At 65.3% G+C, this 21,720-nt stretch carries 20 protein-coding genes; 10 read left to right on the top strand and 10 right to left on the bottom strand.

Going from position 1 to position 21,720, the window contains the following annotated elements:
* The first annotated feature begins 1 nt into the window (after window position 1).
* Window positions 2-610 (top strand): DUF2585 domain-containing protein, encoded by a 609-nt coding sequence (locus KGM94_RS01545; protein ID WP_300254162.1) that lies wholly within the window; start codon window positions 2-4, stop codon window positions 608-610.
* 49 nt (window positions 611-659) lie between these two features.
* The gene (hslU, locus tag KGM94_RS01540; protein ID WP_300254161.1) at window positions 660-1,964 is read left to right on the top strand and encodes an ATP-dependent protease ATPase subunit HslU; all 1,305 of its coding nucleotides are present in this window, start codon (window positions 660-662) and stop codon (window positions 1,962-1,964) included.
* Between the two features lie 28 nt (window positions 1,965-1,992).
* Here the strand turns inward: hslU and KGM94_RS01535 are convergent, their stop codons facing one another.
* From KGM94_RS01535 to KGM94_RS01525, 3 genes are read right to left on the bottom strand one after another with little or no spacing between them, the layout of a single operon-like run.
* Entirely contained in the window at window positions 1,993-2,586 is a 594-nt protein-coding gene (locus tag KGM94_RS01535) for a Smr/MutS family protein (protein ID WP_300254160.1), read from the bottom strand.
* A complete protein-coding gene (locus KGM94_RS01530) occupies window positions 2,583-4,166 on the bottom strand; it encodes an MltA domain-containing protein (protein ID WP_300254158.1) in 1,584 nt (527 codons plus the stop codon). The genes KGM94_RS01535 and KGM94_RS01530 overlap by 4 nt, the downstream gene beginning before the upstream one ends.
* A complete protein-coding gene (locus KGM94_RS01525; RefSeq protein WP_300254156.1) occupies window positions 4,144-4,848 on the bottom strand; it encodes a Tim44/TimA family putative adaptor protein in 705 nt (234 codons plus the stop codon). Before KGM94_RS01525 ends, KGM94_RS01530 begins: the two co-directional genes overlap by 23 nt.
* A 388-nt stretch (window positions 4,849-5,236) precedes the next feature.
* On the opposite strand from KGM94_RS01525, the gene secB reads away from it, so the two are divergent.
* Window positions 5,237-5,722, top strand: coding sequence for a protein-export chaperone SecB (gene secB / locus KGM94_RS01520; RefSeq protein ID WP_300254154.1), 486 nt, complete (start codon window positions 5,237-5,239; stop codon window positions 5,720-5,722).
* Here secB and dnaQ read toward each other — a convergent pair.
* The 4 genes from dnaQ to KGM94_RS01500 are packed head-to-tail and all read right to left on the bottom strand — an operon-like array spanning window position 5,709 to window position 8,532.
* Complete coding sequence (gene dnaQ / locus KGM94_RS01515; RefSeq protein WP_300254152.1) at window positions 5,709-6,422, bottom strand: DNA polymerase III subunit epsilon; 714 nt, start codon at window positions 6,420-6,422, stop codon at window positions 5,709-5,711. The genes secB and dnaQ overlap by 14 nt on opposite strands.
* Window positions 6,423-6,454: 32 nt before the next feature.
* Window positions 6,455-7,054 (bottom strand): dephospho-CoA kinase, encoded by a 600-nt coding sequence (gene coaE / locus KGM94_RS01510; RefSeq protein ID WP_300254150.1) that lies wholly within the window; start codon window positions 7,052-7,054, stop codon window positions 6,455-6,457.
* A gap of 22 nt (window positions 7,055-7,076) precedes the next feature.
* Window positions 7,077-7,685, bottom strand: a complete 609-nt coding sequence (locus tag KGM94_RS01505; RefSeq protein ID WP_300254149.1) for a Maf family nucleotide pyrophosphatase — start codon at window positions 7,683-7,685, stop codon at window positions 7,077-7,079.
* 13 nt (window positions 7,686-7,698) lie between these two features.
* Window positions 7,699-8,532: a pyruvate, water dikinase regulatory protein gene (locus KGM94_RS01500; RefSeq protein WP_300254148.1), complete on the bottom strand. Its 834-nt coding sequence runs from the start codon at window positions 8,530-8,532 to the stop codon at window positions 7,699-7,701.
* A 462-nt stretch (window positions 8,533-8,994) separates the two neighbouring features.
* Here KGM94_RS01500 and hemJ point away from each other — a divergent pair, with 462 nt between their 5' ends.
* The 7 genes from hemJ to KGM94_RS01465 all read left to right on the top strand — a co-directional run bounded on the left by hemJ (window position 8,995) and on the right by KGM94_RS01465 (window position 17,313).
* Window positions 8,995-9,417: a protoporphyrinogen oxidase HemJ gene (gene hemJ, locus KGM94_RS01495; RefSeq protein WP_300254146.1), complete on the top strand. Its 423-nt coding sequence runs from the start codon at window positions 8,995-8,997 to the stop codon at window positions 9,415-9,417.
* 252 nt (window positions 9,418-9,669) lie between these two features.
* Window positions 9,670-10,935, top strand: coding sequence for a transcription termination factor Rho (gene rho, locus KGM94_RS01490; protein WP_300254144.1), 1,266 nt, complete (start codon window positions 9,670-9,672; stop codon window positions 10,933-10,935).
* A gap of 296 nt (window positions 10,936-11,231) precedes the next feature.
* Window positions 11,232-12,569 carry a tRNA uridine-5-carboxymethylaminomethyl(34) synthesis GTPase MnmE gene (gene mnmE, locus KGM94_RS01485; protein ID WP_300254143.1) on the top strand — a complete coding sequence of 446 codons (1,338 nt, stop codon included), beginning with the start codon at window positions 11,232-11,234 and terminating at the stop codon, window positions 12,567-12,569.
* A gap of 146 nt (window positions 12,570-12,715) precedes the next feature.
* Window positions 12,716-14,599, top strand: coding sequence for a tRNA uridine-5-carboxymethylaminomethyl(34) synthesis enzyme MnmG (gene mnmG, locus KGM94_RS01480; protein ID WP_300254141.1), 1,884 nt, complete (start codon window positions 12,716-12,718; stop codon window positions 14,597-14,599).
* A gap of 141 nt (window positions 14,600-14,740) precedes the next feature.
* Window positions 14,741-15,382, top strand: a complete 642-nt coding sequence (gene rsmG, locus KGM94_RS01475; protein ID WP_300254194.1) for a 16S rRNA (guanine(527)-N(7))-methyltransferase RsmG — start codon at window positions 14,741-14,743, stop codon at window positions 15,380-15,382.
* 32 nt (window positions 15,383-15,414) lie between these two features.
* Window positions 15,415-16,269: a ParA family protein gene (locus tag KGM94_RS01470; RefSeq protein ID WP_300254139.1), complete on the top strand. Its 855-nt coding sequence runs from the start codon at window positions 15,415-15,417 to the stop codon at window positions 16,267-16,269.
* Between the two features lie 162 nt (window positions 16,270-16,431).
* A complete protein-coding gene (locus tag KGM94_RS01465) occupies window positions 16,432-17,313 on the top strand; it encodes a ParB/RepB/Spo0J family partition protein (RefSeq protein ID WP_300254137.1) in 882 nt (293 codons plus the stop codon).
* Between the two features lie 100 nt (window positions 17,314-17,413).
* On the opposite strand, the gene holA is transcribed toward KGM94_RS01465, so the two are convergent.
* The 3 genes from holA to leuS form a co-directional block, all read right to left on the bottom strand.
* The gene (gene holA / locus KGM94_RS01460) at window positions 17,414-18,442 is read right to left on the bottom strand and encodes a DNA polymerase III subunit delta (protein WP_300254135.1); all 1,029 of its coding nucleotides are present in this window, start codon (window positions 18,440-18,442) and stop codon (window positions 17,414-17,416) included.
* A gap of 61 nt (window positions 18,443-18,503) precedes the next feature.
* On the bottom strand, window positions 18,504-19,055 hold the full coding sequence (lptE, locus tag KGM94_RS01455; RefSeq protein ID WP_300254133.1) for an LPS assembly lipoprotein LptE: 552 nt from the start codon (window positions 19,053-19,055) through the stop codon (window positions 18,504-18,506).
* A complete protein-coding gene (gene leuS / locus KGM94_RS01450) occupies window positions 19,042-21,666 on the bottom strand; it encodes a leucine--tRNA ligase (protein WP_300254131.1) in 2,625 nt (874 codons plus the stop codon). Before leuS ends, lptE begins: the two co-directional genes overlap by 14 nt.
* Window positions 21,667-21,720: the final 54 nt, after the last annotated feature.

The following is a 21,720-nucleotide window of genomic DNA, read 5'->3' as shown; positions in this document are numbered from 1 at the left end:
GATGGTCTTGGCCCGCAGCACCAGCCCGAGCGGACCGGCGCTTGCGCCGGTGCATTGGGTTGCGATCGCGCTTCTGCTGCTGGCGCTGCAGGCCTCGATCCTGTTCACGATGGGGCGGGTGCCGATCTGCACCTGCGGCTATGTCAAGCTCTGGCACGGCGTGGTGCAGAGCTCGGAGAACTCGCAGCATATTGCCGACTGGTACAGCTTCTCCCACGTCATCCACGGTTTCCTGTTCTACGCCGCAACCTGGCTCCTGTTCGCGCGGCGATTGCCCTGGCAGGCGCGACTGCTCGTCGCCATGCTGATCGAGGGCGCCTGGGAGATCGTCGAGAACTCGCCCTTCATCATCGAGCGCTATCGCGCCGGCACCATCTCGCTGGATTACTACGGCGACAGCATCGTGAATTCGGTTTCCGACACCGGATTCATGATCCTGGGTTTCCTGGCGGCGCGGCACCTGCCGGTGACGGCCACGGTGCTGATCGGGCTCGCCTTCGAGATCATGACGGCGCTTCACATTCGCGACAACCTGACTCTGAACGTTCTGATGCTGCTCCATCCCATGGCGGCGGTGAAGCAGTGGCAATCGGGCCCGCCGATCATCTGAGCCAAAAGGCGGCTTGTCCTTGGCCGTCTCCCGCCCTAGCTAAGGTCCCATGACAGACTTCTCGCCCCGCGAAATCGTTTCCGAACTCGACCGTTTCATCGTCGGCCAGGCCGACGCCAAGCGTGCGGTCTCCATCGCACTGCGCAACCGCTGGCGGCGCCAGCAGCTCGCGGGCAATCTGCGCGAAGAGGTGCTGCCGAAGAACATCCTGATGATCGGGCCGACCGGCGTCGGCAAGACCGAGATCGCACGGCGCCTCGCCAAGCTCGCCAACGCACCGTTCCTGAAGGTCGAGGCGACCAAGTTCACCGAGGTCGGTTATGTCGGGCGCGACGTCGAGCAGATCGTCCGCGATCTCGTCGAGGTCGCGATCGCCCAGGTGCGCGAGAAGAAGCGCAAGGACGTGCAGGCGCGCGCCCAGCTCGCCGCCGAGGAACGCGTGCTGGACGCACTGGTCGGCGCCAATGCAAGCGCGGCGACGCGGGAATCCTTCCGCCGCAAATTGCGTGCCGGCGAGCTCAACGACAAGGAAATCGAGATCGAGACGCAGGGCTCCGGCAGCGGCCTGCCGATGTTCGAGATCCCGGGCATGCCTGGCGCGCAGATGGGCGCGATCTCGATCGGCGACATCTTCGGCAAGCTCGGGGGCCGCACCAAGACGCGGCGGCTGACGGTCGAGGGCTCGCACGAGCTCCTCGTCAACGAGGAATCCGACAAGCTCCTGGACACCGACCAGCTCACGCTGGAGGCGATCGGCGCCGTCGAGAACAACGGCATCGTGTTCCTGGACGAGATCGACAAGATCTGCGTGCGCGACAATCGCGTCGGCGGCGACGTCTCGCGCGAGGGCGTGCAGCGCGATCTCTTGCCGCTGATCGAGGGCACCACCGTGTCGACCAAGCACGGCGCGGTGAAGACCGACCACATCCTGTTCATCGCCTCCGGCGCTTTCCACATCGCAAAACCCTCCGACCTCTTGCCGGAGCTGCAGGGCCGGCTGCCGATCCGGGTGGAATTACAGGCGCTGACCCGCGACGACATGCGGCGCATCCTCACCGAGCCCGAGGCCTCGCTGATCAAGCAATATGTCGCGCTGATGCAGACGGAGGGCGTCACCCTCGACATCACCGACGGCGCGATCGACGCGCTCGCCGACATCGCGGTCGCCGTCAATTCGACGGTCGAGAACATCGGCGCGCGGCGGCTGCAGACGGTGATGGAGCGGGTGCTGGACGAAATCTCCTTCACTGCGCCGGATCGCAACGGCGAGACCGTGCAGGTCGACGCCGACTATGTGCAGAAGCACGTCGGCGACCTCGCCAAGAACGCCGATCTCAGCCGGTTCATCCTGTAGGCTTCGCGCTGAAATCGACAGGCACCGCTCAAGCCTTCGCACGCCTGATCCGCACATAGAGCGCGCCCTCGCCGCCATGGCCGATATGCGCCTCTTCGAAGCCGACGACAAGAGAGCGAAATTCCGGCAGGCTCAGCCATTGCGGCACCTGGCGGCGCAGCACGCCGCTCTCGCCGCCGCTCCGGCCCTTGCCGGTGATGACCAGCACGAAGGTGAGGCCGTCATGATGGGCGCGGTGCAGGAAGTTCGACAGCGCGTGATGCGCGCGCACCTGCGTCATGCCGTGCAGATCGAGCCGCGCCTCGATCGCGCTGCGGCCACGCGACAGCTTGGTCCGTTCGCGGCGGCCGAGCGGTGCGAGGGGCGGGGTCGCGGGTCTCGTCGCGCGCGGCGCCGGCGGTGGAGCCACGGGTCGCGCCGGCGCCGGATGTCCTGCGGCGGATGGCCCATGCAGCGAAGCGTCCTGCCGCGGCGCGCTCTGGGTCTTCGCCGCGCGTTGCTTCTTCAGCGGCTTGATCTGGCGCGCGACCGTGTCCCACAGCGCGCGCTCTTCCTCGCTGAGCGCGCGGCGGCGAGGCGAGGGATGACGTTCCGGGGCGGGCGGTTGGGACGGTCGTTTCATTGCCGGCGATGACGACGGACGTGGCCGCGCGGTTCGGGGTCCGGTTTAATGGCCGGACGCGGCTCCGGCAACGGCACCCGGTTTGCGGCAGCCATCGCGGCGCCGCTGGTCTGCGAGCCTGCGGAAGTACCGGCTGCAGATGGCCTTGCATCGGACGGATTGGCGGCGTTCTTCAGCGCCTTCGCGGCATCCTTGCCGGGGTCCGTTTGCGGAAACAGTCTTGCGATCTTCTCCGACGGCCTCGGATCCGGGACCGGGAGCCTCTTGCCGCGCGCCACGGGATCGAGGCTCTTCGGCACCAGCATCACGAAATGCATGTTGTGGCGCAGCCGCCCCGAGACCCGGCCGGCCTCGCTGCCGGCGCCGAAATAGAGATCGGCCCGCGCAGGGCCCACGATCGCCGATCCCGTATCCTGCGCGATCATCAGGCGGTGGAACGGCGTCCTCGATCTTTCGGTTTCAATCGGCAGCTCGCCCTCGATGAAGAACGGCGTGCCGTAGACGTGCAGCGCCTTGTCGACCGCGATGGAGCGGCCTGCGGTGAGCGGCACGCCCTGGGCTCCGACCGCCTCGTCCTTGTCGGATAGATTGACCTCGCGGAAGAAGATGTAGGAACGGTTCTGCCGTCGCAGCTCCTTCGCGCCGTCCGGATTCTGCGCCATCCACTCCCTGATCTTCTGCATCGACATCTCCTCCTTGGGGATGATGCCGCGCTCGATCAGGATGCGTCCGACGGCGGTGTAGGGATAGCCGTTGTAGGAATCGTAATTGATGCGGACGATCGAGCCGTTTTCCATGCGAATCCGCGCCGAGCCCTGGATCTGTGCGAACAGCAGATCGGTGGGGTCCCTGAGCCAGGCGATCTCCAGCCCGCGGCCGGCGATCGCGCCGTCCTCGATCTCCCCGCGGTCATAATAGGGCACGAGCTTGCGGCGGCCGATCTTGCGATACACCGGTCCCTTGTTGGGCAGGCTGACCGAGTCCTGACTGAAGCCGCGCACGAACAGGTTGGAGGGGCGGCGGTAGACCGGCACGTTGTAGACGTCGGTCTGCGTGCGCGAGCCATCGAGAATCGGCTCGTAATAGCCGGTGACGAAGCCGTCCGCCTCGCCGAGCCGCGAAATGCGCAAGGGAAGGAAATTCTGCTCGAAGAAGGTCCTGGCCTTGGCCCTGCCGACGGCATCGTCGGGGAAATCGAGCGATTTGGCGATCCGGCACGGCTCGACCAGGGAAGCGCCCAGGGCCTTCGGTTCGGATGCGGCCTGGCGCTGGGCCGCGATCGACCGGCAGCTGACGCGAAAGGCCTTGTAGGCGGCAAGATGATCGTCGCCTGGCCAGCCGGCAACGTCCGGCCAGGATAGCGGCAGATACTGCGCCCCGGCGATCTCGAAGGGGAGCGCGAGGTTGGGATAGGGCAGGGCGCGTGGCGGCGTCGCGGCGGTCTCAGCGCGATGATGCGGATGGTAATGGCGACGCGCAGCTTCCGCGCCGAGCGAAAACGACGACAGCGCGACGGCACCTGCGCACAGCGCCATCGCGCAATTCTTGACGACGAGTCTAGTGCGCGCTTCCGGTGCCAACCAACTTCCAGTTCGGGTCGCGAGAGGCGGTATCGCGGGCGAAGGTCCAGATGTCGGTGATGTCGGCAACCTTGTCCGGATTGCCGTCGACGATGCTGCCGACCTTGTCGCGCGTGACCGAGATCATCTGCGAGACGAAGCGCACGGTGAGCTGGGCAGTGCGGTCGCGCTGCTCGGCGCCGACGAGCTCGGCCTTGTCGATCGAGACGAAGCGCGTCTCCGTCTTCTGCTCGGCCTTCTCGCGCTCCTTGATCGCGGCGTCGAAGCTTTCGTAGACATCGCTCGACAGCAACTCGCGCAGCGCACGGCGATCGCCGTTGGCGAAGGCGAGCACGATCATCTCGTAGGCGCTGCGCGCCCCGGAAAGGAAGTGCCGGGGATCGAACGAGGAATCCTTCTCCGCGATGGCGTCCAGCCCCTGCGCGAGCGCGGTGCCAGGCTCCGTCAGGCCCTTCCAGCGATCGCTGGGCTGCTCGACCTCCGCGGTGGGCGCAAGCGGGGCCTGGTCGATCACCTTGCCCGGCATCGAAACCACGTTCTTGTCCTGGGCGCCCTGCAGCGCATTGCGCGCGCTGCGGTCGAACGGCGGCCGCTCGCTGCCGGTCCGCTGCCCCAGCACGCTGCGCAGGCGCAGGAAAATGAAGACCGCCAGCGCTAGAAAGATGATGGTGTAGATGTCCACGTGGTATTCGCTTTCTGGTCTTCGCCGGGAGAACAGGTCCGGCCAGTAGACCGTTCCTTACCGGAACGGCAAGACTACATCACCAATTTAGGCCCGCTTCGGGTCTGTGGGATGTAGGCACGAAATCTTGCCCGGCCAATGGCGCCTTTTGGCACAGTATAAATTGTAGCGCGTTTTATGCTTAAGGGGAAACCCGATCGTGGGCGGAAATCGCGCATCTTCAATCGTTTAAGGCGAGGACGGCGGACCGGGAACGAACCTGAGAAGACCCCTCCGGCCGCCGTCCGGCGGGCCGTTTGCGGGCCGTTCGTCCTTGTCGACCGAGGCGAGGCTATGTTAGCCAACCGCCCGCGATATCAGGCCCATATTCGGGTTAGGAGAGACTTTCATGACCAATGGCAACGGCAACCCTCCCGAGGCGGCCCCTCCTCCCCAGCTCAACGTGCTGGCGCAGTATACCAAGGACCTCTCGTTCGAGAATCCGAACGCGCCGGCTTCGCTCCAGCCGGGCCAGCAACCGCAGATCAACATCCAGATCAACGTCAACGCCAACAACGTCAGTGAGCACGAATACGAGGTGACGCTGTCGGTCGAGGGCAAGGCCGAGAACGCGGGCAAGGTGATGTTCTCGTTCGAGCTCGCCTATGCCGGCGTGTTCAGGATCGTCAACGTGCCGCAGGAGAACCTGCATCCGCTGATCATGATCGAATGCCCGCGCCTCCTGTTCCCGTTCGCCCGCGAGATCATCGCCACGGCCGTGCGCGACGGCGGGTTCCCGCCGCTGATGCTCGACCCCGTCGATTTCGTCGGTCTGTACCGGCAGAACATGGAGCGGCAGATGGCCGCCCAGCAGTCGGCGGTCAAGCCGAGCTGACGGCAGGCGCCGGCAGGAACTCGTTCCAGATCGCCTTCTCGCCGAGCGTGGCGACGAAGGCCCGATGGGCCTTGCGCTCGGCGTCCGTGACGCGTGCGGCAAGCGGAACCGTCCGCTGCCGCCGCGGCGTTTCGCCGGCAATGCCGACCCGGATCTCCACGGTCTCGGCCGCCAGGATGAGCTGCGACTGCCGCGCGCCGATCAGGTCGACATAGACTTCGGCGAGCAGCTCGGCGTCGAGCAGTGCGCCGTGCTTGGTACGGTGGGAATTGTCGATCGCGTAGCGCGAGCAGAGATCGTCCAGCCGGTTGGACACGCCGGGGTGTTTGCGCCGTGCCAGCAGAAGCGTATCGACCAGCCGATCGCGCGGGATCGGCACCCGCTTGATGCGGTCGAGCTCGGCGTTGATGAAGCCGATGTCGAACGAGGCGTTGTGGATGACGAGCGGCGCGTCGCCGATGAATTCCAGGAACTCGTCGACCACCTCCGTAAACAGCGGCTTCGTCGCCAGGAACTCGGTCGACAGCCCATGCACCGCAAAGGCTTCCGCCGGCACGTCCCGTTCAGGGTTGATGTAGCGGTGGAAGGTCTGCCCGGTCGGCATGCGGTTGAAGATTTCGACGCAGCCGACCTCGACCAGGCGGTCGCCGCGCAGGGGATCGAGGCCGGTGGTTTCGGTGTCGAGGACGATTTCGCGCATGGTGTCGGTTGCTACCGATGGTCGTGGGCGAATCAGCTCCGCCGCTGCGGCATCTTAGCGACTTCGGCCAGGATGTGCTTGATCTGCGCGCGCACGGGATCGAGCCCGTGCGAGGTATCCACCACGAAATCGGCCCGCTTGCGCTTCTCGGCGTCCGGAAGCTGTTTCGCGACGATGGCGTCGAGCTTGGCCGCGTCCATCGTCCCGCGCGCCAGCACGCGCTCGCGCTGCAGCTCCGCCGACGTCGTCACCACGACTACGGCATCGACCCGTGTCTCGCCGCCGGTTTCGAACAGAAGCGGGATATCCAGCACGACGACCGGCGCGTGCGAAGCCTCCGCATCCGCAAAAAATTTCTGGCGCGAGGCGCCGAGCATCGGATGCACGATTGCTTCCAGGCGCTTTATGGCCGAGGGATCGTGGACCACGCGCGCGGAGAGCTTGGCCCGATCGACCTTGCCGCCGGCGGTGGTGCCGGGGAAGGCGGCTTCGATCGCCGGGACAGCCTCGCCTTCATACAGTTCATGGACCCGGGCGTCGGCGTCGTAGACGGGAACGCCGGCTTCCGCGAACAGCTTTGCGGTGGTGGATTTTCCCATCCCGATCGAGCCGGTCAGTCCCAAGATCAGCATCGCGCCAGCGCCATCCCGTTGGTCAGATCTCAACTAGCCGCTCGCGGCGGAGGAATGCAAGCAGCGGCAGGAGCGGCAGGCCGAGGACGGTGAAATGATCGCCCTCGATGCGCTCGAACAGATGGATGCCGAGGCCCTCGAGCTGATAGGCCCCGACGCTCGAGGTCACGGCATCGCCGGCCTCGTCGAGATAGGCGGCGATGGCGCCGTCATCCAGCGATCGCATCGTCATGCGGGCGACCGAAACATCCTCGAAGAGAATCTTGCCGTCACGGGCGACCGCCACCCCGGAATAGAGCTCGTGACTGCGGCCGGCCAGATCGCGCAGCTGCGCCATCGCGTGCGCGCGCCCGGCTGGCTTGCTGAAGAGCCGTTCGCCCAGCGCAAGCGTCTGGTCGGCACCGACGACGTAGCGGCCGTTATTCTTTCGCGAGACCGCCTTGGCCTTCTCGCGTGCCAGCAGCAGGGCGATCTCGCGCGGGTGCGTCAGCCCTGAATCGTCCTGCACCCCGCGCTCGTCGATATCGGCCGGCATCGCCTCAAACGCGAGGCCTGCGTTGGCAAGCAACATCTTTCGCGCCTGGCTTTGCGAGGCCAGGATCAACGGAACTTTGCCGCGCCAGATTGTCATGGCCAAACCGTCATTAGGAAGGCCGGTTGCGCTGCCGGTCGGTATAGAGCTTCAGGACCGCGGCTGCGGTTTCCTCGATCGAGCGTCGCGTCACATCGAGCAGCGCCCAGTTGTGCTTGGCGCTGAGCTTGCGCGCAAAGGCGACCTCGTCGGCGACGGCCTGCTTGTCGATATAGGTGTCGCTGCTGCGGTCGGCGCCCATGCTGAGCAGCCGGTTCTGCCGCACCTGGATCAAACGCTCGGGCGTAGCGTGAAGGCTCACCACGAGCGGCTTGGTCAGCGTTTCCAGTTGATGGGGGATCGGAATCGAAGGCACCAGCGGCACATTGGCCGTGCGGATGCCGCGATTGGCGAGGTAGATCGAAGTCGGCGTCTTGGACGTTCGGGACACGCCGACCAGGACCACGTCGGCCTCTTCCAGGCCTTCGACGTGCTGGCCGTCGTCATGCATCATCGTGTAATTCAGCGCGTCGATTCGTTTGAAGTATTCGGCATTGAGCACGTGCTGGGCGCCGACACGCCCCGTGGTGGCCGCTCCGAGATAGGCCTCGAACAATTGCATCACCGGGCCGATGATCGAGAGACTCGGAACGTTGATTTCCTTGCACTTGCCCTCCAGCCGCGCCACCAGATCCTTCTCCAGCAGCGTGAACAGCACGATTCCCGGCGCTTCCTCGATCTCGTCGAGCACACGGTCGAGCTGCTTCTGGCTCCGCACCAGCGGATAGACATGTTCGACTGGCGTCACGTTGGCATACTGCGCGGCAACGGCGCGTGCCACGGTGATCAGCGTTTCGCCGGTGGAGTCGGAGACGAGATGGAGATGGAAATAGTTGGACGTCGGCACGAAAACTCTTCGGATGACGGCTGGGCGAGGTGTGAATAGCTGTGGAGCTTAACCCCTTGGAAAGGGTTGTGCGACACCGGCGGCGGGATAACCGCCAAGTTTCTTCACATCGCCTCGCCAGGGAACAAGTCGGGAGCCTGCATGAGCCGAAACCGGGATTGCAGGCAGGAAGCTCTTGATAAGCTGCCGACAGTTTTGCGCAAGCCCTTGAAGATGGACGGATTATCCGCGCGCGGAAGATCGGGGCCGGACATGTTGATCGATGTGAAGAAGCGCTGGCAAGACGGCTGACGATGTTGCGTGAGTCAAATCCACCGTCACTCAGACTCAAACCTTAAGAATCTAGAAGTTTTAGGTTTAGAAGAGCCGAGCGCAGGGATATGTGTGCGCTCACATTCATGAATGAATTCTTACTATCCCCACTGCCCGAAAGGCTGGGGTTGGGAAGTCGGGACGACCAGCATGTACGAATGGATCAAGGCGCTGCACGTGATTTCAGTGATCTCCTGGATGGCGGGGATGCTCTATCTGCCGCGACTGTTTGTCTATCATTGTGAGGCCGAGGTCGGCTCGAAGCAGTCGGAAACCTTCAAGGTGATGGAGTGGCGGCTGTTCAAGCTGATCATCAATCCCGCAATGATGGTGGCCTGGCTCGCCGGGCTCTATCTCGCATGGTCCGGCCACTGGTTTTCGGCGCACTGGTTTCACGTCAAACTGGCGCTGGTGTTGACGCTGTCGGGGGTCCACGGCTTTTTCTCCCGCTGGGTCAAGGACTTTGCCGCGGACCGGCGCGTGCGGAGTCAGAAATTCTATCGGATTATCAATGAGGTGCCGACGATCCTGATGATCTTCATCGTCATCATGGTGATCGTGAAACCGTTCTAGGCAGAAATCGCTCGCCTGCGCTCAGCGCTTCGGCTTGCGGAGCGAGAAGCGATTTTCTATATTGAGTGCATCCCACCCAACGCAGGCGGATGTGGTTGCTTCCGAGCTTTCTGAGCCGGACACCGCATCAGGTTTGAAGCCTCACCGGCACTCACCTTGCTAGACCTGCGGACCTTATCTTGCACCTCGCGCACGTCCGCATTCCAAGCCTCCTCGCACCCCTTCCAGAGACTACCCCACAGGACCACCCCAATGCGGGAAATCAAGCTCCAAGACCTCAAGTCCAAAACTCCGGCCGAGCTCGTCTCGTTTGCGGAGGAGAACGGGGTCGAGAACGCCAGCACCATGCGCAAGCAGGAGCTGCTGTTCGCCATCCTCAAGCAGCTCGCGATCCAGGAGATCGACATCATCGGCGAGGGTGTCGTCGAGGTTCTCTCCGACGGTTTCGGCTTCCTGCGCTCGCCGGACGCCAACTATCTGCCGGGCCCGGACGACATCTACGTCTCGCCGTCGCAGATCCGCCGCTTCGGGCTTCGCACCGGCGACACCATCGAAGGCCATATCCGGGGCCCCAAGGAGGGCGAGCGCTATTTCGCGCTGCTGAAGGTCAACACGCTCAATTTCGAGGAGCCGGAAAAGGCCAAGCACAAGGTCAATTTCGACAACCTCACGCCGCTGTTCCCGAACCAGCGGTTCCGGATGGAGATCGACGATCCCACGCGCAAGGACCTGTCGGCCCGGGTCATCGACATCGTGGCACCGATCGGCAAGGGTCAGCGCGCCCTGATCGTGGCGCCGCCGCGTACCGGCAAGACCGTGCTGATGCAGAACATCGCGCATTCGATCACGCATAATCACCCGGAGTGCTACCTGATCGTGCTCCTGATCGACGAGCGTCCGGAGGAAGTTACGGACATGCAGCGATCGGTGAAGGGCGAGGTGGTGTCCTCGACCTTCGACGAGCCGGCCGCGCGTCACGTTCAGGTCGCCGAGATGGTGATCGAGAAGGCCAAGCGTCTGGTCGAGCACGGCCGCGACGTCGTCATCCTCCTGGATTCGATCACGCGCCTCGGCCGCGCCTACAACACGGTGGTGCCGTCGTCCGGCAAGGTGCTGACCGGCGGTGTCGATGCCAACGCCCTGCAGCGGCCGAAACGCTTCTTCGGCGCTGCGCGCAACATCGAGGAGGGCGGCTCGCTGACGATCATCGCGACCGCGCTGGTCGATACCGGCAGCCGCATGGACGAGGTCATTTTTGAAGAGTTCAAGGGCACCGGCAACTCGGAGCTGATCCTCGACCGCAAGGTCTCGGACAAGCGCACCTTCCCGGCGATCGACATCTCGCGTTCCGGCACCCGCAAGGAGGAGTTGATTACCGATCCGCAGGTGCTGAAGAAGATGTACGTGCTGCGGCGGATCCTGAACCCGATGGGGACGATGGACGCGATCGACTTCCTGCTCGACAAGCTCCGCAACACCAAGAACAACGCTGAGTTCTTCGAGTCCATGAACACCTGAGCCGATCGTGGCAGCCGAGATTGCAGAGGGCGCCTCCGGGCGCCCTTTCTGTTTTGTTGCAGCAATTGCTGCGGCAAGGGTGCAGCATGGCGGCGGGTGGATTGTCGCGGTGGATGAAATGTAAGCCATTGGCATAAATGGGGTTTTGACAATATCTGTGTGCCTGGAGCGACCTTAGGCACGAATTCGCAGCAAAATTGTTGCACCCATGTTGCGATGCAATAGCGGTCGGGTCGGCATTTGGGGTTTGCTGAAATCGCCGTTTGCGTTTTGAAGGGCTGGCGGACAAATAGGCCATGCATCCGCGAGACCAGACCATTTTCGCCCTGTCGTCAGGCCGGCCGCCGAGCGCGATAGCGATCGTGCGGGTGTCCGGGCCGGCGGCCGGCGAGGTCGTCCGGCGACTGTGCGGCAAACTGCCGTCGGCGCGCCGGGCGAGCCGGAGGCTCCTACGCGATGTCGGCGGTGAGGCGATCGACGATGCGGTGGTGCTGTGGTTTCCGGCACCGGCAAGCGCGACCGGCGAGGACGTCGCCGAATTCCACGTCCATGGTGGCCGCGCGGTGCTGACGGCGCTCGTCGCCGCGATTTCCGCTATTCCGAATGTGCGGACCGCCGAGCCCGGCGAGTTCACCCGCCGCGCGTTCGAGAACGGCAAGCTCGACCTCACCGAAGCCGAGGGCCTCGACGACCTCATTCATGCCGACACCGATCGCCAGCGGCGCCAGGCGCTACGGCAATTGCAGGGCCTGCTCGGCGACCGCGCGCGCGACTGGCGCGAGCGCATCATCGAGGCCTCGGCGCTGATCGAAGCCGGGATCGACTTCTCCGACGAGGGCGACGTGCCGGCGGAATTGATCGCGCCGGCGCTGCGCGCGATCGGCGCGCTCCACGGGGAAATCGCGAAAGTGCTTGCGGCACAGGGCAAAGCCGAACGGCTGCGCGACGGCCTGGTGGTCGCGATCGCTGGCCCGCCCAATGTCGGCAAGTCGACGCTGATCAACCAGCTGGCGCGGCGTGAGGTGGCGATCGTCTCGCCGCATGCCGGCACTACGCGCGACGTGATCGAGGTGCAGCTCGATCTCGACGGCTATCCGGTGACCGTCATGGACACCGCCGGCATCCGCGAGACCGACGATCCCGTGGAGCAGGAGGGCGTGCGGCGCGCCCGCGCGCGGGCGGCGGACGCCGATCTCGTGCTGTGGCTGACCGACGGCGGGCAGACGGGTGAGGCGCCGTCGGCGGGATCCACGCCGGTGTGGACCGTGCGGAACAAGATCGATCTTGAATCGGGGGGCTTGAGTCCGGAAGCAGGCCCCGGTAAGGGACCGGTCTTCGCGATCTCGGCGAAGCAGGGCGAGGGCCTCGCGGATCTGATCAAGGCGCTGGTCGAATTCGCGGCGTCGTTCTTTGGAACCAGCGAGGGTGCCCTGGTCACCCGCGCCCGGCAGCGGGAGCTCCTGAGCGGGGCAGCGGAGGCGCTGGCGCGTAGCCTGGAGTTGGTCGATGCCGGCGAGGAGCTCGCGGCGGAGGAACTGCGGGCGGCGGCCTATGCCCTCGGGCGATTGCTCGGCCGGGTCGATGTCGAGGACATCCTCGGCGCCATTTTTCAGAAGTTTTGTATCGGAAAGTAGCCTTAGTTCTACGTTCTAGGACTATTTCTACGTCCACGGCTTGGCGTTTCACGTGAAACGGTTGGCTGGAAGAGCTTGTTTCACGTGAAACAACCCCTGCCAAGTTTCCGCTTTCGGCCCCGATCGACCTGAGATAAAGCTCCGGCATGCCGACACCGCGATCCAACTTCGACGTCATCGTCATCGGCGGCGGCCACGCCGGTTGCGAGGCTGCGGCTGCGTCCGCCCGGATGGGCGCGGCGACGGCGCTGGTGACGCACCGCTTCGCCACCATTGGCGCCATGTCCTGCAATCCCGCGATCGGCGGTCTCGGCAAGGGCCATCTGGTCCGCGAGGTCGATGCGCTCGACGGTCTGATGGGCGTGGTGGGGGATGCCGGCGGGATCCAGTTCCGCGTGCTCAATCGCCGCAAGGGCCCGGCCGTCCGTGGGCCCCGGGCCCAGGCCGACCGCAAGCTCTACGCAGCCGCGATGCAGGCCGCCATCCGGGCGACCGCCGGCCTTGAGGTGATCGAGGGCGAGGCCGACGAACTGATCGTTGTGGAGGGACGCGTCTGCGGCATTTGTCTGGTTGACGGCCGGACGCTGCGGGCAGGGGCAATCGTCGTCACCACGGGGACCTTCCTGCGGGGGCTGATTCATCTCGGCGAAAGGACCTGGCCCGCCGGGCGGGTCGGCGAGGCGCCAGCGATGGGTCTTTCAAGGTCCTTTGAACGGGCCGGCTTCACCTTGGGCCGGCTCAAGACCGGGACGCCCCCGCGGCTCGACGGCACCACGATCGACTGGTCCGCGGTCGAAATGCAGCCCGGCGACGATCCGCCTGAGCCTTTCTCGGTGCTGACCGAGCGCATCACCACTCCGCAGATTCAGTGCGGCATCACCCGGACCACACCGGCCACCCATGAGGTGATCCGGGCCAATGTGCACCGCTCGCCAATGTATTCCGGGCAGATCAAGAGCACGGGACCGCGCTATTGTCCCTCGATCGAGGACAAGATTGTCCGCTTCGGCGACCGCGACGGCCACCAGATCTTCCTCGAGCCGGAGGGGCTCGACGACAGCACGGTCTATCCCAACGGCATCTCCACCTCGCTGCCGGAGGAGGTCCAGCTCGCGATCCTTGCCACCATCCCGGGCTTGGAACGGGTCAAGATGGTTCGGCCGGGCTATGCCATCGAATACGACCACGTCGATCCCCGCGAGCTCGATCCGACCCTGCAGACCCGGCGGCTGCGGGGCCTGTTCCTGGCCGGCCAGATCAACGGCACCACCGGATATGAGGAAGCTGCCGCCCAAGGGATTGTCGCCGGCCTGAACGCGGCGCTTTCGGCCGGTGGCTCCGTGCTGACGGTGTTCGATCGCGCCGACGGCTATCTCGGCGTGATGATCGACGATCTCGTCACCCGCGGCATCAATGAACCCTATCGGATGTTCACCTCGCGTGCCGAATACCGGCTGACGCTGCGGGCCGACAATGCCGACCAGCGCCTGACCGAGAACGGCATTGCCTTGGGTTGCGTCGGCGCGGCCAGGACCCGGCATCACCGGGCCAAGATGGCGGCGCTGCAAGCGGCGAAGGCCTTGTCGAAGTCGCTGGCGATCACCCCGAACGAGGCTATCAGGCACGGACTGTCGCTCAACCGTGATGGCCAGCGTCGGTCGGCCTTTGAGCTACTGGCCTATCCCGAGATCGGCTGGAACCAGGTGCGAGCGATCTGGCCGGAGCTGTCGGCCATTGACCCCGTCAGCGCTGCCCATCTCGAGATCGACGCCAAATACGACGTTTACCTGGGGCGCCAAAGCGCCGACGTCGAGGCGTTCCGCCGGGACGAGAGCCTGATCCTGGCCGAGATCGACTACAGCCTGGTGCCCGGACTATCCAACGAGGTCCGCGCCAAGCTGGAAGCGGCGCGGCCCTTCACGGTCGGGCAGGCGGGCCGGATCGACGGGATGACACCGGCCGCACTCGGCATCCTCGCCGCCTATCTCCGGCGCGAGGCCCGGCGGAAGAGCACGAAGGCCATCGCCTAGGGGGCGTTTCACGTGAAACATCGCGGGCCGCCGAAAGGCACCTCCCATTCTCAAGGATCCGGCGCAGGTAAGGGGCCGAGGCGTCGTTCCGGTTCGGCTCCGCAGACGCCGGCGAAGGCGGTTTCTGTCCCGGACGAATCCCTGGACACGGCGCTTGCCGCCGATAAGGCCGCCGCTCTCAAGCTCGCGCCTGTTTCACGTGAAACGGAAGCCCGGCTCGACCGCTACATCGCGCTGCTGCGTGAGTGGCAGGCCAAGACCAATCTGGTCGCATCCTCGACCTTGCCCCACCTCTGGACCCGGCATATCGCCGATTCGCTGCAGCTGGTGGCGCTGGCGCCCGATGCCCGGAGCTGGGTCGATCTCGGCAGCGGAGGCGGTTTTCCGGGGATCGTGCTCGCTTGCGTCATGGCGGAGTTTCCGGGCGCGGTCGTCCACCTGGTCGAGCGCAATGCCAAGAAGGCGGCCTTCCTGCGCGAGGCGATTCGCGTCACCGGCTCGCCGAGCATGGTCCATCTCGCCGAGATCGGGGATAATGTGGATAGAATCACCGGCCCGGTCGATTGCGTCACTGCCCGTGCGCTGGCTCCGCTACACCAACTCGTAGGTTTTGCGGAGCCGCTGGTGCACCTCGGTGCAAAAGCTCTATTTCTGAAGGGTCAAGATATAGAGGCTGAATTGACCGAAGCCGCTAAATATTGGAGTATCCAGCCGCAACTGCACCAGAGCCGGACGGGCGACGGCTGGATCGTGGAGCTTGCCGCCATTGAGCGGCGCGGGTGAGGGGTCGACGGGGGTCGAGTTGGGTGATGGGCATGACCGAGATTGACGAGCCACAGCACGAGCAGGCCGAAACCGTGCCACAGGGCCATCCCCGTATCCTGGCGCTCGCGAATCAGAAGGGCGGCGTCGGCAAGACAACCACAGCGATCAATCTCGGTACGGCACTCGCCGCAATTGGTGAGCGCGTCCTGATCGTCGATCTCGACCCGCAGGGCAACGCCTCGACCGGGCTGGGCATCGACCGCCGTAACCGGAGCTGCTCGACCTACGACGTCCTGATCGGCGAGGCCTCCTTGCGCGAATCCGTGGTCGCGACTGCGGTGCCGCGGCTGCACATCGCGCCCTCCACCATGGACCTCTCCGGCCTCGAGCTCGAGCTCGGCACCACGCCGGGCCGTGCCTTCCGCCTGCGCGACGCCATCGGCTCGCTGAACAACAACGTCTCGCCGGACGCCGACTACACCTATGTGCTGATCGATTGTCCGCCCTCGCTCAACCTGCTCACGGTCAATGCGATGGCGGCCTCGGACGCGATCCTGGTGCCGCTGCAATGCGAGTTCTTCGCCCTCGAAGGCCTGTCGCAATTGTTGCAGACGGTGGAGCAGGTACGCTCGACGCTCAATCCGAACCTGTCGATCCACGGCATCGTGCTGACCATGTTCGACTCGCGCAACAATTTGTCGAACCAGGTCGTGGCCGACGTCCGGCAGTTCATGGGCGAAAAAGTCTACAAGACCATGATCCCGCGCAACGTGCGCATCTCGGAGGCGCCGTCCTACGGCAAGCCGGTGCTGGTCTACGATCTCAAATGCGTCGGCAGCGAAGCCTATTTGCGCCTCGCCACCGAGGTGATCCAGCGCGAGCGCGAGCTGCGCACCACGCATTGATGCGATGATCCGTAGGGTGGGCAAAGCGAAGCGTGCCCACCAAGCTATATCCGGTCGGAAGATGGTGGGCACGGCGCGAAGACGCGCCTTTGCCCACCCTACGATCACCACACGTGAAATTCAGTTCTGGAGTGTTGCTACGTGAATCCAAGGGAGCTGGCGATGGCCGACGAAGCGCGTTCGCGACTGGGCCGGGGTCTTGCGAGCCTGATCGGCGACGTCGGCGGCGAGGCCGCCCATGTCGAACGGCCGCGCGCGCAGCGCAAGGTGCCGATCGAGTTCATCAAGCCCAATCCGCGCAACCCGCGCCGCAGCTTCTCGGAGGTCGAGCTGAAGGAGCTCGCCGATTCGATTCGCCAGCACGGCGTGATCCAGCCGATCGTGGTGCGTCCGGTGAAGGGCGCGCAGGACCGCTACGAGATCATCGCCGGCGAGCGGCGCTGGCGTGCCTCGCAGCTTGCCGGCCTGCACGAGGTGCCGATCGTCCCGGTCGACATCAGCGACAGCGACGCGCTGGAATTCGCGATCATCGAGAACGTGCAGCGCGAGGATCTCAACCCGCTGGAGGAGGCGCAGGGCTATCACGCGCTCGCCAACGAGTTCAAACGCAGCCAGGACGACATCGCCAAGGTGGTCGGCAAGAGCCGCAGCCACGTCGCCAACATGATGCGGCTGACCAAGCTGCCCGCGGAGGTGCAGGCTTTCATCGCGCAGGGCCAGCTCTCGGCCGGCCACGCTCGCGCGCTGATCGGCGTACCCGATCCGCTCGCGGCCGCCAGGCGCATCGTCGCCGAAGGCCTCAACGTGCGCCAGGCCGAAGCGCTCGCGCATGAAGAGGGCGTGCCGGAGCGCAAGCCGCAGAAGGCGAGGGCCGGCGGAAAGGCGAAGGACCCCGACACGCTCGATCTCGAGCGCCGCGTCAGCGACGCGCTCGGGCTGAAGGTTTCGGTCAATCACCGCGATCCCGGCGGCACCGTCCAGATCAGCTATTCCAGCCTCGACCAGCTCGACGAGGTGATGCGGCGGCTGGCGAAGGGGATCTGACCGTCATTCCGAGGAGCGAAGCGACGAAGCAATCCAGTCTGTTTCCGCGGAGGTAGTCTGGATTGCTTCGCTTCGCTCGCAATGACGGAGGAGAGACTTTCTACCCCCGCCGTTTTGCGTTCGCTGCGATCGACATCAGCGCGCGCTGGGCGATGGCGGCGGCGAGCGCCGGCTGCTTGCGGGTGTCGAGCGCTGCGGTGGCGAGCTGCTCGATGATGGCGGTGAGCCTTGCTACGCCAAGATTGCGCAACGCCGTCTCGACCGAACCCTTGCGGGAAAAATGCAGGCGCGGAAAGCCGCCGTCGAGCACGGCCGACAGGGGCGTGCCGTCGGCGATCGCGAGCGCGGACTTGTGCAGCCACGCCGCCTGGCGCTGCGCGGCCGAGATGATCACGCCGGGATAGGTGCCGGCGATCATCGCCTTCGCAAACTCGCTCTCGACGATGTCGGGCCGGCCGGCGAAGGCGCCGTCGACGATCGGATCGAGCTTCAGCTCGGAGGCGTCCGCGACCACGGCCATGACGTCGTCGAGCGTGATCTCGCCCTTGCCATGGGCGTAGAGCGTGAGCTTGCGCAGCTCGTTGCGCGAGGCCTGGCGGTCGCCGCCGAGAAACGACATCAGCGCCGCGCGCGCGTCCGGCGCGATGCGCAAATTCGCGAGCCTGAGCTCGTCCTCCATCAGCTTTGCGAGATCGCGCTCGGTGTCCGGATAGCAGCCGATGGCGACCGCGGTCCTGGCCCGCTCACAGGCCTTGCGCAGCGGCGATTCCGGGCGCAGCTCGCCGGCTTCGATCACGATGCGGCAATCCCTGACCGACATCTCGCTGAGCGTGTCGACGCCGCCGGCAAAGCTGCGGGAGCCGGCGCGAATGCGGATCGCGCGACGGCCGCCGAACAGCGGCACCGTCATGGCCTCGTCGACCAGCCGCGACGGCTCGGCCGACAGTTCATCGCCGTCGAGCTTCACCAGCGAGAAGGGATCGTTGGGATCGTCGACCGCGGACGCAATCAGCGCGTCGGCGCGCTCGCGCACGAGGCCGGCGTCGGGGCCGTAGAGCAGGATGATCGGGCGGCCCGGATCGGGCCGGGCGAGGAAGCTGTCGATCTCTTTTCCGCGGAGCGCGACCATCGATCCTCAAGCTGTCATTTCGGGGCCGCGCGCTACGCGCCCCGAAATGACGTAAGTGGTGTCAGATGCCGGCGGTGAAGAACGAGGCCAGCCGGGTCGTGATGTTCTCGGCGATCTCGTTGGCGGCACGGTCCTCGGCGTCGCGATAGGCGCGGGTGCGGGCATAGCGCTGGTAGGAGCCGGGCATGTCGTAGGAGACGCGCGCAAAGGTCGTGCCGGTCATCACCGACTTGTTGGTCGCGATCTCGATCAGATTGTACTGCGCGTCGATGCCGTAGTTTTCGCTGTTCGGCAGGCCGGTGTTGGGATTGATGATCAGCGAGGAGCGGCTCGACGTGAACCGCAGCACCAGGCGGTGGGTCGGCGGCATGCCGGTGGCGCTGCCGTAGAGCTTGAAGGCGAGCGCATTGCGGATCTCCACCCCGACTCGGGCCTCGCGCGAGGCGTTCGGCTTGTCGACGGGCGGAATCTCCACGCCCATCAGCTTTTCCCGCAGGGCGGGGGTGCCGTCGCTGCGCTCGGCATACATCGGCTGGAAGCAGCCGGCCGTCAGCGCGGCCAGACCGGCGACGGCCAGAAGGCGGGCTGCGATGCGGATCCTAGCCGACGACATTCACGATCCTCTTGGGAACGATGATCACCTTGCGGACGGGCTTGCCGTCCAGCGCCAGCTTTACCGCATCGAGCGCCAAAACGGCAGCCTCGATTTCCGGATTCTGTGCCGCTGTTGCCACGGTGACCTCGCCCCGCTTCTTGCCGTTGACCTGGACCACCAGTGTCACGCTATCTTCAACCAGCAAATCGCGTTCGATTTGCGGCCAAGCGGCCTCCGATACCAGTCCGCTCCCGCCCAGGGCCTGCCAGCATTCCTCGGCCAGATGCGGCATCATCGGGGAGAACAGCTGGACCAGGATCCGGCTGGCCTCCTTGACCGCCCAGGCAAGGTCAGGGGAAGGCTGGCCGGGCCGCTGCAGGGCCTCCGACAGGGCGTTGGCGAACTCGCGGATATGGGCGAGGCAGACGTTGAAATGCAGCCGCTCGATCCCGGCCGTGACCTTGTCCAGCGCGCCATGAGCGGCCTTGCGCAAGGCGGTCGCGTCCTCGCCAAAGCTCGCCGGCCGGGCGGCCGACGCGCCCTTGGCGATACCGGCGGATTCACCGACCAGCCGCCACAGCCGCTGCACGAAGCGCGAGGCGCCCTGCACCCGCTCGTCGCTCCAGATCACGTCGCGATCCGGCGGTGAGTCCGACAGCATGAACCAACGCGCGACGTCGGCGCCGTAGGTCTCGATGATGTCGTCGGGGTCGACGGTGTTCTTCTTCGACTTCGACATCTTCTCGATGGGGCCGATCGCGACCTGCTCGCCGGTCGCCAGCAGGCTGGCGCGGCGGTCGTTGCCGGCTCCCTCGATCTTCACTTCGGCCGGCTGGACGAACGTGCCGTCCGCCTTCTGGTAGGTCTCGTGCACCACCATACCCTGGGTGAACATGCCGGCGAACGGCTCCTCCATGGCGATGTGGCCGGTCGCCTTCATCGCGCGCACGAAGAAGCGGCTGTAGAGCAGATGCAGGATCGCGTGCTCGACGCCGCCGATATACTGGTCGACCGGCATCATTCGGTTCACCAGCGGCTGGGTGGTCGGCGAGGTCTCGTTCCAGGGATCGGTGAAGCGCGCAAAGTACCAGGACGAATCCACGAAGGTGTCCATGGTGTCGGTTTCACGCTGCGCCTTGCCACCGCATTTGGGGCAATTCACGTGCTTCCAGGTCGGATGATGGTCGAGCGCGTTGCCGGGCCTGTCGAAGGTCGCATCATCAGGCAGCCGCACGGGCAAGTCCTCGTCCGGCACCGGCACCACGTCGCATGTCGGGCAGTGGATCACCGGGATCGGGCAGCCCCAATAGCGCTGGCGCGAGATGCCCCAGTCGCGCAGGCGGAAATTGACCTGCCGCTCGCCGACGGGCGCGTTGCCGCGCGTCTCGGTTTCCAGCCGCTTGGCCACATCTTCCTTGGCCTGCTCGATGGTCATGCCGTCGAGGAAGCGCGAATTGATCATGCGGCCGTCGCCGTCAAAGGCGGTGTCGGTGATGACGAATGACTTCGGATCCTGGCCTTCCGGGCACACCACCGGTACGTTGCCGAGACCGTACTTGTTGACGAAGTCGAGGTCGCGCTGGTCGTGCGCGGGGCAGCCGAAGATCGCACCGGTGCCGTATTCCATCAGCACGAAGTTTGCGACGTAGACCGGCAGCTTCCAGGTCGGATCGAACGGGTGCACGGCGCGGATGCCGGTGTCGAAACCCTGCTTCTCGGCGGTGTCGATGATCTCCTGCGCGGTGCCCATCCGCTTGATCTCGGCGATGAACTCCGCGAGCTTCGGATTCTTCGCGGCTGCTGCCTGCGCCAGCGGATGATCGGCCGAGATCGCCATGAACTTGGCGCCGAACAGCGTGTCGGGGCGCGTGGTGAAAATCTTCAGCTCCGTCTCGCCAGCGGGCGTCGTCGCGGCGTCGAGCGCGAAGCGGATCAAGAGGCCTTCCGAGCGGCCGATCCAGTTGCGCTGCATCAGCCGCACCTTGTCGGGCCAGCGATCGAGCCCATCCAGCGCGGCAAGCAGTTCCTGCGAGTACTTCGTGATCTTGAAGACCCACTGGTTCATTTCCCGTTGTTCCACGACGGCGCCGGAGCGCCAGCCGCGGCCGTCGATCACCTGCTCGTTGGCGAGCACGGTCATGTCGACCGGGTCCCAGTTCACCTTGCGCTTCTCGCGCTCGGCGAGACCGGTGCGCAAGAAGTCCAGGAACATCTTCTGCTGGTGCTTGTAGTAGGAGGGATCGCAGGTCGCGATCTCGCGGCTCCAGTCCAGCGACAGCCCGATCGAACGGAGCTGCTTCTTCATCGTGGCGATGTTGTCGTAGGTCCAGGCCTTCGGCGCGACCTTGCGCTCGATCGCGGCGTTCTCGGCCGGCAGGCCGAAAGCGTCCCAGCCCATCGGGTGCAGCACGTTGAAGCCCCTCGCGCGCATGAAGCGGGCCAGCACGTCGCCGAGCGTATAGTTCCGGACATGGCCGATATGGATGCGCCCGGACGGGTAGGGGAACATCTCCAGGACATAATATTTCGGCCGCGGATCGTCGTTCTTGGAGACGAAGATCTTCTGGTCGTCCCAGGCGGCTTGCCAGCGCGGTTCGGCGTCGCGGGCGTTATATCGTTCGGAGGTCATGGAATCGCTGGGGTTTTTCGTGGATTCGGCCGTCGATAAAGACGGCGGACTAGG

Origin of the sequence: Bradyrhizobium sp. (genome assembly GCF_028868675.1) — a bacterium.
Taxonomy (GTDB): domain Bacteria; phylum Pseudomonadota; class Alphaproteobacteria; order Rhizobiales; family Xanthobacteraceae; genus Bradyrhizobium.
This window is presented reverse-complemented; position numbering and strand designations above follow the sequence as displayed.

What these genes read in the sequence shown, in the direction of transcription:
- KGM94_RS01545 (WP_300254162.1), top strand. Translation starts at nt 2, where the DNA reads ATGGTCTTGGCCCGCAGCACCAGCCCGAGCGGACCGGCGCTTGCGCCG.
- hslU (WP_300254161.1), top strand. Translation starts at nt 660, where the DNA reads ATGACAGACTTCTCGCCCCGCGAAATCGTTTCCGAACTCGACCGTTTC.
- KGM94_RS01535 (WP_300254160.1), bottom strand. Translation starts at nt 2,586, where the DNA reads ATGAAACGACCGTCCCAACCGCCCGCCCCGGAACGTCATCCCTCGCCT.
- secB (WP_300254154.1), top strand. Translation starts at nt 5,237, where the DNA reads ATGACCAATGGCAACGGCAACCCTCCCGAGGCGGCCCCTCCTCCCCAG.
- dnaQ (WP_300254152.1), bottom strand. Translation starts at nt 6,422, where the DNA reads ATGCGCGAAATCGTCCTCGACACCGAAACCACCGGCCTCGATCCCCTG.
- coaE (WP_300254150.1), bottom strand. Translation starts at nt 7,054, where the DNA reads ATGCTGATCTTGGGACTGACCGGCTCGATCGGGATGGGAAAATCCACC.
- KGM94_RS01505 (WP_300254149.1), bottom strand. Translation starts at nt 7,685, where the DNA reads ATGACAATCTGGCGCGGCAAAGTTCCGTTGATCCTGGCCTCGCAAAGC.
- hemJ (WP_300254146.1), top strand. Translation starts at nt 8,995, where the DNA reads ATGTACGAATGGATCAAGGCGCTGCACGTGATTTCAGTGATCTCCTGG.
- rho (WP_300254144.1), top strand. Translation starts at nt 9,670, where the DNA reads ATGCGGGAAATCAAGCTCCAAGACCTCAAGTCCAAAACTCCGGCCGAG.
- mnmE (WP_300254143.1), top strand. Translation starts at nt 11,232, where the DNA reads ATGCATCCGCGAGACCAGACCATTTTCGCCCTGTCGTCAGGCCGGCCG.
- mnmG (WP_300254141.1), top strand. Translation starts at nt 12,716, where the DNA reads ATGCCGACACCGCGATCCAACTTCGACGTCATCGTCATCGGCGGCGGC.
- KGM94_RS01470 (WP_300254139.1), top strand. Translation starts at nt 15,415, where the DNA reads ATGACCGAGATTGACGAGCCACAGCACGAGCAGGCCGAAACCGTGCCA.
- KGM94_RS01465 (WP_300254137.1), top strand. Translation starts at nt 16,432, where the DNA reads ATGGCCGACGAAGCGCGTTCGCGACTGGGCCGGGGTCTTGCGAGCCTG.
- holA (WP_300254135.1), bottom strand. Translation starts at nt 18,442, where the DNA reads ATGGTCGCGCTCCGCGGAAAAGAGATCGACAGCTTCCTCGCCCGGCCC.
- lptE (WP_300254133.1), bottom strand. Translation starts at nt 19,055, where the DNA reads ATGTCGTCGGCTAGGATCCGCATCGCAGCCCGCCTTCTGGCCGTCGCC.
- leuS (WP_300254131.1), bottom strand. Translation starts at nt 21,666, where the DNA reads ATGACCTCCGAACGATATAACGCCCGCGACGCCGAACCGCGCTGGCAA.